This window comes from Bacteroides sp. OM05-10AA (genome assembly GCF_003439055.1).
GTDB classification, from domain to species: domain Bacteria; phylum Bacteroidota; class Bacteroidia; order Bacteroidales; family Bacteroidaceae; genus Bacteroides; species Bacteroides intestinigallinarum.
Genome location: NZ_QSUR01000006.1, coordinates 39,471 through 53,727, shown reverse-complemented (window position 1 = coordinate 53,727; position 14,257 = coordinate 39,471). Strand labels below are relative to the sequence as shown.

Here is a 14,257-nt window from a genome sequence, read left to right as displayed (position 1 = left end):
CTGTACAACAATGAAAAAGACTATCTCGATTATTACATTTGGAGGTATATTAATGTTGTTTGTCTATGCTTGTTCTGCAGACTTCTTAGATACGAAACCGGCTAATGTTATATCTACAGCCGGAGTTTGGGATAACGCAGATTTGGCAGTTCAAGTTGTGAATGGAGTGTATAATGCTCTAAGAGCCGACTATGCGACAAATAGCGGGTACGACGGTGATTTGCATTTTTATGATTATCGTTCCAGTATAATGGATATGGATCGTAATTGGATTTGGCATACACCGACGCTTTTTGGCGTAGCTACTCCTTCATCAACAGAGTTTCTCTCGGCTTGGAAGCGTTACTATGAATTAATTCACAGAGCTAATGATGTAATAGCCAATATAAAAAAGACACCGGGTATGAGTGACGGGAAAAAGGCACAATATATTGCAGAATGTAAGTTTCTTCGGGCTTACAACTATTATCGGATGAATATTTTATGGAAAGGAGTTCCGCTTTATCTGGAGCCTGTGACTGCAGAGGAATGCATTAAAGGGCGTTCTACGGAACAGGAAATCTGGGATGCAGTGTTGACAGATTTAACAGCTTGTGTCGAGGAATCTAATTTACCAGAAAAATATGCTGCCAGTAGCTCTGAGTATGGACGGATAACTAAAGCTGCTGCTTATTCATTGCGGGGGAAAACTTATTTGTGGCTGAAACAATATGATAAGGCAGAGGACGATTTCAGGGCAATTACTAAAATGGGGTATTCATTATTCGGAGATTATAAGGCTCTTTTTAAAGAAGCTAATGAGCGTTGTGATGAAATGATATTTACTATTCCTTGTATAGAGAATCCATCAGGTTACGGGTCTGTATTTAATTGGGCTTTTGGCAATCGGACAACGAGTGGCTCCGGATGGAATAATTATCTGCCGAATCCAGCTTTTGTGGATAGTTATGAATGTGTGGATGGTAAACCGTTCAGTTGGGATGATTATTTGCCCGGTTATTCTACAATGACTCCGAGGGAACGTTCTGTATTTTTTTTAAGGGACAATCTAACCGATGGAGAAATTAAAATAATGGGGAGTTATGGTGCTGATATGAAGCAGTATCTTCCCGATGGTAATGAAGCACGTATTAAAGCTGCTTATGCTAATAGGGATCCACGTCTGGCTATGAATGTAATAACTCCTTATGCTACATATTTGGGAGGTGTAACTGGCTCTGCTATTTCATATACATTACGTTGGCCATATCGAGGAGCTGATGATGCGGAACCTTATGATATTCGGACAGACACTAATGATAAATTTTATTATTTGATCCGTAAGTTTGTGTATGAAGGTACGGAACATACGATAATGGAGCGTTCTCCGATTGATATTCCATTAATTCGTTATGCAGATGTACTTCTAAATTTGGCTGAGGCTTTGACCGAACAAGGGAAATGGGAAGAAGCTATACCGTATGTAAATGATGTTCGTAACAGAGTAGGAGTGCAGGCTTTGAATTCTAATGATTATACAACAGTAAAAGGTTTGGATGATATGCGCCAACGTATCCGCAAAGAACGATATTGGGAATTAGCCTTTGAAGAATATATGTTTTTTGATGAACTTCGATGGGGAACCTGGAAAGAGAAAAAGTTTTACGAAGGTAACGGTCTAATGGAAGTCTGGGGAAATACTACCTATTCTTATATGTGGGGTGGCGATTATCTTTGGAAATGGGCGGTACCTGCTTCGGAGATGGAAAAAAACTCAAATTTAGTACAAAATGAAGGATGGAATAATTAATATGAAAACACATATGTTTATTATAATAAATTTATTAACTACATTGATGTTTTTTACATCATGTAAGCAAGATGCAGAAGAGTCTTTTTTCTTTAAAATAGAAACTGGATTATTAGAATGGCATGTAGGGGCAGAAGGAGGACAACAGGAATATATAGTTGAATCTAATGCTCCGTGGCAAATTGTACATAAAGGTATAGGCACATGGGCTAAAGTATCTCCTCGTAGAAGTGAAGGGACAGGAAGCTTTCTGATAACAGTCAAGGAGAATGAGAGCGAGGAAGAGCGTTCTGTATCACTTGCTGTACAACTGGCAGGTAAGGATTATCCTGTTAATATTACTATTATGCAGGAAGGCATATCTTCAGAACCTGTGCCGCCGGTAGAGGAAGATTATCCGATAGTGTATAATTCATTCCGTATACGTGATCCGTTTATTTTTGCCGACCCTGTATCTAAAAAATATTATTTGCATGTTCATGCGGATGATGCGCTTTATCCAACAGCAGCTAATCAGATAGCTGTGGCCATTAGTCGTAATTTGCGTGATTGGCAGAAAGGTGGAATCAGCTACGAAGCACCAGCAAGTTTCTGGGGAAAGGCAGATTTCTGGGCTCCTGATCTTTATTATTATGAAGGTAAATATTATATGTTTGCTACTTTTAGTGGAACAGATGGAATACGGGGAGCATCTGTATTGGTATCTGATAAACCGGAAGGTCCATTTATTCCATTGGTTAACCGGCCGATTACCCCTAATGGATGGCAAGCATTGGATGCCGCACTTTTCGTTGATGAGAATAAAGATCCGTGGATTGTATTTAGCCATGAATGGACACAAATTTCAGACGGAACAATTGTTGCACAGAAATTAACAAAAGATTTGAAAGAAGCAGCTGAAGAACCGGTAACCTTATTTGCGGCGAGTGAAGCACCTTGGGTTATAAGAAATTCATATTATGTATCAGATGCTCCATTTTTATATAGGGCAAATAATGGTGAACTTTTGATGCTTTGGTCTAGTTTTTTGTTGGGAAAAGATGGGAATGGCCAATATGCCATTGGGGTGGCACGTTCTCAATCGGGTACTATTTTAGGACCTTGGCTACAAGATCCACAGCCATTGAATCCGAATGACAATGGAGGGCATGCTATGATTTTTAGGGATTTTGATGGGGTTCTGCGTATCTCGTATCACTCTCCTAATACTCCGGGGGGAAGTGAGAGGCTTACAATACATAGAATTGTTGATAATGACGGACAATTATCTATTGATTTTACCTCGGCATTAAGTAACTAAACTTGATATAATATGAAGTACATAATTCTATATGGAATGTGTATAATAGCGCAGATGTTATTATTCACAGGATGTGAAGATAAAGAACAGGTTTCTTCTTATTTGGCATTGGATAAAGATGAACAAAGTCAGTCGTTTACGGCTGCGGCTAGTACAAAAGAGATAACTCTGTTTTCTAATTTGGGAGTTATTGCTGATATATCTCCTGCGGAGGCAACAGCTTGGTGCCGGTTTAGTTTAAAAAGTGTGACAGAAGCTGAATCGGTTCTGATTATTAGTGTAGATGAAAATACGGTAAAGAAAGGGAGGAAAGCGATCATAACTCTCACTGCCCCTGATTATCGGAATGTAAAAGTCAATATTACCCAATCTGGTATCATTTTACCCATCAAATTAACAGAGTTTGAACCACATAATGGAGGGAAGGGTGATATAGTGACACTCAAAGGTGAAAATTTTGGAGATATAGCAGCTAATTTACATGTTTCTTTTGGAAATACTGTTGCAGAGATTCTTTCGGCAAGTGATACGGAACTACAGGTTAAGGTTCCTAAAATTACGAATAATCAACCTTGTAGAATAAGTGTGAAATTGGATAAAATGGAGGAAGCTTATACTGATAATTTTGTTTATGAGAAGCGCTGGTGGATAGAAAATTTGAAAGTGGATGTATTACCTTCAGCAATTGCTGTTGATAATACAGGAAAGAACATTCTCTTTCTACGTCGTTTTCCAGATGATCGGATTCCGGCAGAATTGGGACTTTATCGTTTGTCGGAAACTGGTGAAGTATCTTTTCTCGCTGGCTATGATCGTGTTGCGGGAGGGTATGGTTTTACGAGTGTTGTTTATGATAATGTTTCTAAGAAGTTTTACGCAATAGCTGAATGTGGAGGTACAGCTATTCAACTAATTGTAGTTGACCCAACTAATAACTGGTCGACTGAGGTGAAGGCTGTCGAAGCGGGTATTGATGGCTATTGGGGTGTTGGATTGACAGCTAGCAAAGATGGTAAATTATATACTCGTCAAGGGTGGACTAATACAGTTATAGAAATAGATCCTGCAACATGGACTGCAAAGACAATAGGAATAGTGGAACGACATGGTAATCAGGAGTTTTCAACTGCCCTTGCTGTTGCGACCGGTACGAATAATTTGTATGTGCAAATTAGATCAACATCTGAGTTAGCGTATATTGATGTTGTGACAGGCGAGGTTACTTGGTTGAATACTTCTGTTGAAACAGGTTATTGGGATGGTATATTTGCTGAAGCTCGTTTCTTGAGAGGTGAACAGATGTGCTCGGACGATGCAGGCAATATCTATATTGTCGATCAGGATAATCATGCGATTCGTATGGTGAATAGTACAGGAGTTTCGACAGTCATTGGGGGGAATGGTTCTGGCGCTGTTAATGGTGTTGGCAAAGATGCAAAATTATGTGCTCCTTCAGGATTATGTATGGATGCTAATGGGGTTATGTATATTGGAGACACATGGAATGCTAGTATTAGAAAAGCCGTCTTTGAGTAGTCTTTCTGATTATAAAATTTTGAAATATTAATTCGATTATGAAAAAGATATTACTCTTATTTTTTATTGGCATTATGTTAATTGCCTGCAGTCAGAAAACAGTCTCTGTTCGTGAAGTCTGGACAAAAGAACAGGCTAATGAATGGTATCAACAATGGGAATGGCTCCGAGGGTGTGATTTTATTCCGAGCACGGCAATCAACCAATTGGAGATGTGGCAGGCTGATACTTTTGATCCGGTGACTATTGACCGTGAACTAGGCTGGGCAGAAGATATCGGAATGAATTGTATGCGTGTATATTTGCACCATCTGGTTTGGGAAACGGATAAGGAAGGTTTTAAGAAACGTATTAATGAATACCTTACTATTGCCGCCAAGCATCATATCTCTACCATCTTTGTCTTTCTGGATGATTGCTGGAATCCTACTTACCAGGCAGGAAAGCAACCGGAACCACAACCGGGAGTACATAATTCGGGATGGGCGCGTGATCCGGGAGATTTGTATTATAAAGGTGATACGGCAGTGATACTTCCGGTCTTGGAGAATTATGTGAAAGACATTCTTACCACCTTTAAGGATGATAAGAGAATTGTGTTGTGGGATTTATATAATGAGCCCGGCGGTTCGGGTGGATATAGATACGGTGAAAGAAGTCTGCCGTTATTGCAGAAGATATTTACGTGGGGACGAACGGTTAACCCGTCGCAACCCTTGTCAGCCGGAGTTTGGGATATGAGTTTGACTAATTTGAATAAGTTTCAGTTGGAAAACTCGGACGTGATAACCTATCACACGTATGAAGGTCTGGATTCGCATCAACAGCTCATTGACACATTGAAGCAATATGGGCGTCCGATGATTTGCACGGAATATATGGCACGTACTCAAAATAGTACTTTCCAGGATATTATGCCGATGCTGAAGAAAGAAAATATCGGTGCAATAAACTGGGGACTTGTAGCCGGAAAGACAAATACAATCTTTGCATGGGATACTCCGTTGCCTGACGTAGCTGAACCGTCTTTGTGGTTCCATGATATTTTCCGTAGCGATGGGACACCTTATTCGACAGAAGAAGTGGAATGTATTCGTTCATTAACTAAATAATTCCCTTATGATAACTATGAGGAATATATGGATAATGATGTTGGGGATATGCTTGTTTGGTTGTGGGGCTGGTAAACAGCCCCCTTCCTCACAGCTTTCTTTGACATGGAAACTGGAAAAAGATAGTGTGGAAGCCAGATATTTTAAGAATACATTCTGTTTGACGAATAACGGGAATAAATCCTTGGCTGATAATTGGGTGATCTATTTTAATCAGACACCAATTTATTATCAGCAACCTATTAATGCCCCGTTGGAAATAGAATGTATTGGTTCGACTTACTATAAAATGTATCCTACTGAACACTATCAGGCGTTGGCACCGGGTGAAACACTCTCTTTTACTATATTGAGTGAAGGAAATGTGATTAATGTATCTTCGGTTCCTGAAGGGGCTTATATTGTAGCTACCGATGAAAAAGGGAAAATGTTGCAGCCGCAAAATATTCCGATTGAGATCGGACTGTTTACGCCCGATGCCCAATGGATTCGTTCGAAGAATAGTTTTCCCTATGCAGATGGAAATTATTTGTATAAGCAGAATGATGATTTCAGCAAGCCTGTAGATTGTGATATACTTTCTCTCTTTCCTACTCCTAAAAAAGTAGAGAAGACGGGTGGTGTTTCTACTTTCTCTCCAAAGTTAGGTCTGAAGTTTGACGGTGTATTTAAAGAAGAAGCTCTTTTGTTGAAAAAGCAATTGACTTCACAGTTAGGATGTACCGTTTCTGACAAGGATGAAGAAACAATCATTGAATTGAAGAAAACAGAACTTCCTGCCACCTGCCAATGTCCGGATGAGTATTACGAAATTGTGATAAAGAATAACCTGCTGACTTTGAAAGCTAATGATGCGCATGGCATATTTAATGCTTGTCAGACATTGGTTGCTTTATTGGATAACATGAAGCTAGCTTCCTCTCCGCTCCCCAATCTTCATATTACCGATTATCCGGACATGGGACATCGGGGAATCATGCTGGATGTAGCCCGCAATTTTACAAAGAAGACGGACTTACTGAAACTGATAGATATACTGTCATTCTATAAAATGAATGTACTGCACCTGCATTTGAGTGATGATGAGGCTTGGCGTGTAGAAATACCCGGATTGGAAGAATTGACAGAAATAGCCTCTCGCAGAGGACATACTACAGATGAACTGACATGTCTTTATCCTGCTTATGCTTGGGGATGGAATGAGGTAGATACCACCTCATTGGCTAATGGGTATTATTCTCGCAGTGACTTTATGGATATTTTGAAATATGCAAAAGAAAGGCATATCAGAATTATTCCTGAAATAGATATTCCCGGCCATTCACGGGCAGCAATAAAAGCCATGAATGCCCGTTACCGGAAATATATCGATACGGATCAGTCGAAAGCGGAAGAATATCTTCTGATTGACTTTGCAGATACTTCCCAATATCTATCGGCACAAAATTTCACTGATAATGTTATTAATGTCGCCATGCCTTCTACATACCGTTTTCTTGAAAAAGTGATTGATGAAATCGGGCGGATGTATCAGGATGCGGGAGTAGAATTGCCTGCTTTCCATGTAGGTGGAGATGAAGTGCCGGAAGGCATTTGGGAAGGTTCTTCTATCTGCCGTACTTTTATGAAAGAACATGGATTGGCTAAGATACGGGATTTGAAAGATTATTTTCTGGAGCAAATTCTGGAAATGTTGGATAAACGCAATATACAGGCAGTTGGATGGCAAGACATTGTTATGAAGCCGGATAATACCGTGAACGAACATTTCAGAAATAGCAAGGTCTTGAATTATTGCTGGAATACAATTCCGGAACAGGGTGGGGATGAAGTTCCGTATAAGTTAGCAAATGCGGGCTATCCTATTATACTCTGTAATGTGGGTAATTTCTATTTGGATATGGCCTATTGTTATCATGTGGAAGAACCGGGATTGCGTTGGGGTGGTTACGTAGATGAGTACGTAACGTTTGATATGTTGCCTTTTGATATTTACAAGTCTTTACGGCGGAATCTGAAAGGTGAATCTGTGGATGTAAAAACAGCCTCAAACGGTAAGCAACCCTTGACAAAAGAGGGTTATAAGAATATCAAAGGTTTGTCCGGACAAATTTGGGCGGAGACAATCCGTAGTTTCGAACAAATAGAATATTATCTTTTCCCAAAAGTTTTTGGGCTGGCAGAACGCGCTTGGAACGCTCAACCATCGTGGGCATTATCTCCGGACAGTAAGGTATATGCAGATGCCAAACGAAAATATAATGCTGGTATTGTAACTTATGAGTTGCCCCGTTTGGCAAAACGAGGTATTAATTTCCGGGTATCTCCTCCAGGTATTATAGTAAAGGATGGATTGTTGTTTGTCAATGCCACAAATCCGAATGCGGTAATCCGGTACACCACCGATGGTAGTGAACCAACGGAAAATTCCGTGAAATGGCAAACTCCGATAGCATGCGATGCTCCACAGATAAAAGCAAAGGCATTTTATTTAGGGAAGGAAAGTGTAACTACAGTATTGATAAACGAATAGTATTCAACAATGTGCAAAACCCTCTGAAGAAGAATTTCTTTGGAGGGTTTTATTATTTATATACTTCTATGGGTGGGGTGGATGCACGCATTTTGATTTCTGCGTTCAGCACGATTGAGTGGTTCGGTGATGCCGGATCCTTGATCTTTTCTAAAATCAGTTCGGCTGCACTTTTCCCCATTTGGTACAGAGGTGGTTCGACGGTAGTCAGTTTGGGATAGACTATGTTGGAAAGCTCAGTTCCTGAAAAGCTGGCTACGGCAATTTCGTCCGGTATCTTTTTTCCAAGTTCTTTCAATCTGTTCATGGCTCCAATGGCTAGTGTTTCCGTGAAAGCAAAAACAGCATTGAAAGGTATATTTCTTTCCATTAATATATCCGCTGCTTTTTTTCCTTCTTCAAAAGTTATACCGGTTCTTATCAGCATATTATCCTTATCAAAAGGAATCCCGAATTTCGCCAAAGCGTCTTTGTATCCTCTGACACGTTCTATGGAGTTATAAATATCGTCCGGTCCCTGTATATGAACAATCTGCTTGCGCCCGCTTCGGATAAGACTTTCCACGAGAAAGAAGGATTTCATATAATCGTCCACTATTACCTGTGGAACTTCAAGCCCATAGGGAATACGATCATAGAATACCATAGGCATTCCTGCTTCCTGTAAACGGAAATATTCCTCCTTGTTTCTTTTATAACTGCAAAGACAGATGATGATACCATCCACCATGAATCGTTCCATCAGTTGCAAGTTCTCTTTCTCTTTTTCCGGATCTCCTCCTGACTCTGCAATAATCACCTTTATATTTTTAGCATGGAGCACTTCTTGTATCCCGTTTATTACTCGTGAAGCAAACGGGGTAACCATTTCAGGAACTATCACTCCCACGGCATTAGTATGTCCGTATTTAAGGTTGATTGCTACAGGATTGGGTCTATATCCCAATTCTTTAACCGCTTCCATCACCTTTTCTTTCGTTTCCTTACGGATATTCTTATCATCCCCCAATGCACGAGATACAGTGGAGACAGATATTGACAAATGTCTGGCTATGTCTTTAATGGTTATATACTTCATGGTTGATGATTGTTTAAATCAAAACAAAGATATCGGTTTCGATCAACAAATCCTAATTTTTAAGAACGTTTGTGCTAGAAGCCGAATGCCGTTCATGTTTATGCAATGCTTTTGTAACGTTTGCAGATTTTGGGAACGTTCCCGCAATCGTTTGCAGGAAAAAGATCTGCAAAAAAACATTTTTCCAGGTTCCCATTCTTTATCTTTGTTACATCATAATTATGTCGAACTAAATCTAAAGAAAGTATGAAAACACAATTCTTTTCTTGTAAGTGCGATCCAAAACAAATCAAAGTTTACTATACATTGAATCGGTAAGATTCTAAATATATGAATGATTTTGAAATGATTCATTTTGAATTTAACACCAAAGTTAAACTTAAGGATAAAAATAGGAATGGACAAGAAAGTACTAAGTATGGAAATCACGAAGCGGGGTCCAATAGTGGGCAACTATGATGTAGTTGTTTGCGGTGGAGGGCCTGCTGGTTTTATAGCAGCAATTGCTGCTGCTCGATGTGGCGCGAAGACTGCTGTTGTGGAACAATATGGCTTTTTAGGTGGAATGGCTACAATGGGGCTTGTAACTCCTTTGAGTGTATTCACTTATAATAATGAGAAGGTGATAGGTGGCATTCCATGGGAGTTTATCGAACGACTTGAGAAAATGGGGGGCTGTATCATTGAGAAACCTCTCGGAAATGTGGCTTTTGATCCGGAGCTTTACAAACTTTTATGCCAGCGAATGATGCTCGAAGCCGGCGTGGATATGTATATGCACTCTTATCTAAGTGGTTGTCAGATAAAAGATGGCAAAATATCCAGTGTCCTTTTTGAAAATAAGAATGGGACAGAGGCTATCAGTGCCGATATATATATCGATTGTACGGGTGATGGTGATCTTGCTGCTATGGCAGGTGTTCCAATGCAGGCTGATGAATGTAAACCTCTGCAACCTCTTTCAACCTATTTTATTTTAGGAGGTGTGGATACGGATTCACCTATGATAATCGATGCCATGCACCATAACAAACAAGGGCAGAATTGTCATTGCATTGCAGTTCGTGAGAAACTTCTTGAAATGAAAGATGTGCTTGGTATCCCCGAATTTGGAGGTCCCTGGTTTTGTACAACTCTTCGTCCGGGTGAAGTAACGGTCAATATGACTCGTACTGCAGGAAATGCTGTCGATAATCGAAATTTTACCGCAGCCGAATGTCGTTTGCGGGAAGATGTATTCAAAATAGCACGAATCCTTAAAGAAAACTTTGAAGAGTTTAAAAACAGTTATGTGACGACGGTTGCCGTACATGCCGGTATTCGTGAGACACGTCGTATCAAAGGTATACATACAATCACAGGAGAAGAGTATGTGAACGCTTATAAGTATCCTGATAGCATATCACGCGGCGCACACCCTATAGATATCCATGTTGCAGCAGGTGCAGCACAGAACGTTACTTTCCTTAAAAAAGCTGCGTATGTACCTTATCGAGCTCTTGTAGCTGATAACTTCCCGAATTTGCTTGTAGCCGGGCGTTGTATAAGTGCCGATAAAACTTCTTTTGCATCGCTTCGTGTTCAGGCAAGTTGTATGGGGGTAGGGCAGGCTGCAGGAGTGGCGGCCGCGCAATGTATAAGGGCCGGTGTGACAGTACAAAAGGCTGATGTAGACAAACTCATAGAAGAATTGAAGAAACTTGGAGCAATAATATAAAGTATATGGAATCTTTAGACTATTTTGTTATCTTACTCTACTTTCTCGGATTGATAGCCGTGAGTGTTGTGATGTCGCGGAAAATTAAAAACTCCGAAGATATGTTTATTGCCGGGCGAAATTCTTCGTGGTGGCTGTCGGGAGTCTCTTCTTACATGACCATTTTCTCGGCAAGTACCTTTGTCGTTTGGGGAGGCGTTGCTTATAAATCAGGTATAGTTGCGGTAATTGTTGCACTTTGCCTTGGTGTGGCATCATTTATTGTCGGTAAATGGATCTCCGGCAAATGGCGTCAGTTGCGTATCAAATCGCCGGGGGAGTTTCTCACGATCCGCTTCGGACACCGCACAGTGAGTTTTTACACGATTTCAGGAATTGTAGCCCGTGCGGTGCATACGGCAGTGTCTCTGTATGCGGTAGCGGTTGTGATGTGTGCGCTTATCAAGGTCGATGGCGGCAGTATTTTTGCGAGTACAGGTATGCTAGGCGATTCACCGGAGGGTTATCTTAGCATTTGGTGGGCACTTCTCATACTTGGTGCCATCGCTCTTGGATATACCATTGCCGGAGGTTTTCTTGCCGTACTAATGACCGATGTGATTCAATTCGGAGTACTTCTGGCTGTGGTTGTATTTATGATCCCTCTCTCATTTAACGCAGTTGGAGGTGTAAGCGCATTCATCGATAAAGCAAATGAGATACCGGGATTCTTCTCGGGTACGTCTCCGACCTATACATGGGTATGGCTTTTATTGTGGATATTTCTTAATGTAGCCATGATTGGTGGCGATTGGCCGTTTGTACAACGTTACATAAGTGTGCCTACTACAAGAGATGCGAAGAAGAGTACTTATTTGATAGGAATACTTTATCTCGTCACTCCCCTCATTTGGTATCTGCCTACCATGATTTATCGTGTAATGGAACCCGGACTTGCACTTGATTTGGATGCAACTACAATGACTTTCAACGGTGAACATGCTTATGTGAATATGAGCAAACTCGTGCTCATGAAAGGAATGGTAGGCATGATGTTGGCAGCGATGCTATCGGCCACATTGAGCAATGTTTCGGGCATTTTGAATGTGTATGCAAATGTATATACTTATGATATTTGGGGACACAAAGAGAAAAATCGTCAGGCAGATGAGAAAAAGCGTATAAAGGTAGGTCGTCTCTTTACATTTGTTTTTGGACTTGTGATAATTGCCTTGTCGATGTTCATACCTTTTGCCGGAGGTGCAGAAAAGGTCGTGGTAACCCTTCTTACTATGGTGATGTGTCCTTTATATATTCCGTCAATATGGGGACTGTTCTCAAAGCGGTTGACAGGTAACCAACTTATTACTGCAATGGTGCTTACTTGGTTCGTGGGTATTATGGCTCGTATCATCATTCCTGCCTCCGTCATTAGTCCAAGCATAATAGAATCGGTTTCCGGTTGTGTACTTCCCGTACTTATTCTTGTAATGATGGAAATTTGGTCGGTACGCAAAAAGTATGAAGACAATGGCTATCAAGCCATTTGCGAATATACTGATCCTGATGCCGACCGCGAGCCAACCTCAAAGGAGAAAAAAGCGGTACGAAATTATTCGCATTTGGCCGTTAACTGCTTTTGTATAACCCTTGGAGTCGTTGCACTCTTGCTGGTTGGTCTGCTCATTGTCGGCGATCCAAAGACTCTTGCGGTAAAAAATATCGTAATAGGAAGTATCGTACTGATTGTTGCCACTATACTTGCTTATGTGATATACAGAATCATGTATGCAAAGCAGGTGAAAATATCTAATTAGTCATTATTAATTAACCCTAAATACTAATCAAATGAACCTAAAGATGTTATTGTTTGCAAGTGTGTCGCTTGTTATTTTTGCATCTTGTCACGATTCGGATACTCCGTACATGACACTCGCGACAAAGACACTTGTTGTAGAAGCAGAAGGTGGTCTTTTCACCGTTGATCTTGAATCAAATGTCTTTTACAGAGTCAATAACGACTGCCAGGCCGAAGGAAGCGATAGCCATTGGGCAGTTATTGATTCTCATGAGACACAAGGTGAGATTACTAAATTTACAATCAAAATTTCTGAAAATTCATCGGCTACTTCTCGTACTGGTGCAATTCGTTTCATTGGTGATGATGTAACTCCTCTAAAGCTGGCTATTACTCAGAAGGGGATTGTTCCTAAGGGCATCAGCCCTGCCACCGAATCGGTTGATGCAGCTACAACGGAATCTTCGTTCAAAGTCTTTGGCGATAAAGAGTGGAGAGCTGTTTGTATAGATGCGGATGTGACCGTTTCTCCTACAAATGGGGTAGGCGAATGTGACATTAAACTTACTTTCCCGGAAAACAAGACATTTGTAAAGCGGACAATAGAAGTAACGGTAACCATCCTGGATGATAAAGACTATACATATACTCTTGTACAAGATGCTTTTTCGGGTATTTTAGCTGATTGGGATTTGAAGAGTTTAACCAGCAATACGAGTGGAACATTTGCTGATGGTGAAGCACAGTCGGTATTCCCGGGAGCCAATGGCAAGTATATTGCTCCAAGTGCCGGAAGTGGTAAAATAGAGTATTGGGCATGTGACCGAACAGGTTATATAGCGCAGACAGCTATTTGCGACCGCGCAGTGGGCGGTAATGGTGACCCGTATGTATCAGGAGCTATTCCTGGCGATTATTGGTATATCTATGGCGATGCGAAAGGTGCGATAATTCCTGCCGGTACAAAGATCCATTTCTATTTTGTGACTAAATTGGGAACGATGTGTTCCAGCTACTGGATGATCGAGTTCAAGGATGGGGAGGAATGGAAACCGGCTCTTCCGACTTCGACTCTTCTGGAAAGTGCGACAGAAACGATATCGGGTGCTTCCATTGATTATTCGGCAACAATTACCTACAATTTTGCAGGAATGTTGCTTGATACCAGCAACAATGGTGCATATATCCCTGCCGAAGGAGTATTTACGACAACTAAAGATATGGATGAGATTGTCTTAAGATTTGGACAAGCAGGTCGTTTAGGTCTTAGTGGTGCTAGATATTCTGGAAAATATATCGACTGCACACACGCAAGTGGTCAGACACGTTTTTCGGCGCAACATCCGAGTAACCCTGAAACAGGTGCGGCGATCAAAGAGTATAACCAACATGTATTGCTTGAAATCGTAGAATGA

Annotated in this window: 9 protein-coding genes; 8 read left to right on the top strand and 1 reads right to left on the bottom strand. The window is 40.8% G+C overall.

Annotated features, from left to right (window positions below; translation table 11 throughout):
• The first annotated feature begins 10 nt into the window (after positions 1-10).
• From DXB58_RS06200 to DXB58_RS06180, 5 genes are read left to right on the top strand one after another with little or no spacing between them, the layout of a single operon-like run.
• Complete coding sequence (locus DXB58_RS06200) at positions 11-1,789, top strand: RagB/SusD family nutrient uptake outer membrane protein (RefSeq protein WP_122136248.1); 1,779 nt, start codon at positions 11-13, stop codon at positions 1,787-1,789.
• A 13-nt stretch (positions 1,790-1,802) separates the two neighbouring features.
• Positions 1,803-3,089 (top strand): family 43 glycosylhydrolase, encoded by a 1,287-nt coding sequence (locus tag DXB58_RS06195; RefSeq protein ID WP_158571550.1) that lies wholly within the window; start codon positions 1,803-1,805, stop codon positions 3,087-3,089.
• A 12-nt stretch (positions 3,090-3,101) separates the two neighbouring features.
• A complete protein-coding gene (locus tag DXB58_RS06190; protein WP_122136246.1) occupies positions 3,102-4,625 on the top strand; it encodes an IPT/TIG domain-containing protein in 1,524 nt (507 codons plus the stop codon).
• A gap of 38 nt (positions 4,626-4,663) precedes the next feature.
• Entirely contained in the window at positions 4,664-5,737 is a 1,074-nt protein-coding gene (locus DXB58_RS06185; RefSeq protein ID WP_099146839.1) for a cellulase family glycosylhydrolase, read from the top strand.
• Between the two features lie 7 nt (positions 5,738-5,744).
• Complete coding sequence (locus DXB58_RS06180) at positions 5,745-8,270, top strand: family 20 glycosylhydrolase (RefSeq protein WP_122136245.1); 2,526 nt, start codon at positions 5,745-5,747, stop codon at positions 8,268-8,270.
• 52 nt (positions 8,271-8,322) lie between these two features.
• On the opposite strand, the gene DXB58_RS06175 is transcribed toward DXB58_RS06180, so the two are convergent.
• Positions 8,323-9,348 (bottom strand): LacI family DNA-binding transcriptional regulator, encoded by a 1,026-nt coding sequence (locus tag DXB58_RS06175; RefSeq protein ID WP_122136244.1) that lies wholly within the window; start codon positions 9,346-9,348, stop codon positions 8,323-8,325.
• A 397-nt stretch (positions 9,349-9,745) separates the two neighbouring features.
• On the opposite strand from DXB58_RS06175, the gene DXB58_RS06170 reads away from it, so the two are divergent.
• From DXB58_RS06170 to DXB58_RS06160, 3 genes are read left to right on the top strand one after another with little or no spacing between them, the layout of a single operon-like run.
• Positions 9,746-11,065, top strand: a complete 1,320-nt coding sequence (locus DXB58_RS06170) for an FAD-dependent oxidoreductase (protein WP_122136243.1) — start codon at positions 9,746-9,748, stop codon at positions 11,063-11,065.
• A 5-nt stretch (positions 11,066-11,070) separates the two neighbouring features.
• Entirely contained in the window at positions 11,071-12,861 is a 1,791-nt protein-coding gene (locus DXB58_RS06165) for a sodium:solute symporter family protein (RefSeq protein ID WP_122136242.1), read from the top strand.
• Between the two features lie 31 nt (positions 12,862-12,892).
• Positions 12,893-14,257, top strand: a complete 1,365-nt coding sequence (locus tag DXB58_RS06160) for a BACON domain-containing protein (RefSeq protein WP_122136241.1) — start codon at positions 12,893-12,895, stop codon at positions 14,255-14,257.

Excerpts from the sequence above, each read along its gene's own strand:
- DXB58_RS06200 (WP_122136248.1), top strand. The coding sequence starts at position 11 with ATGAAAAAGACTATCTCGATTATTACATTTGGAGGTATATTAATGTTG.
- DXB58_RS06190 (WP_122136246.1), top strand. The coding sequence starts at position 3,102 with ATGAAGTACATAATTCTATATGGAATGTGTATAATAGCGCAGATGTTA.
- DXB58_RS06180 (WP_122136245.1), top strand. The coding sequence starts at position 5,745 with ATGATAACTATGAGGAATATATGGATAATGATGTTGGGGATATGCTTG.
- DXB58_RS06195 (WP_158571550.1), top strand. The coding sequence starts at position 1,803 with ATGTTTATTATAATAAATTTATTAACTACATTGATGTTTTTTACATCA.
- DXB58_RS06185 (WP_099146839.1), top strand. The coding sequence starts at position 4,664 with ATGAAAAAGATATTACTCTTATTTTTTATTGGCATTATGTTAATTGCC.
- DXB58_RS06175 (WP_122136244.1), bottom strand. The coding sequence starts at position 9,348 with ATGAAGTATATAACCATTAAAGACATAGCCAGACATTTGTCAATATCT.
- DXB58_RS06170 (WP_122136243.1), top strand. The coding sequence starts at position 9,746 with ATGGACAAGAAAGTACTAAGTATGGAAATCACGAAGCGGGGTCCAATA.
- DXB58_RS06165 (WP_122136242.1), top strand. The coding sequence starts at position 11,071 with ATGGAATCTTTAGACTATTTTGTTATCTTACTCTACTTTCTCGGATTG.
- DXB58_RS06160 (WP_122136241.1), top strand. The coding sequence starts at position 12,893 with ATGAACCTAAAGATGTTATTGTTTGCAAGTGTGTCGCTTGTTATTTTT.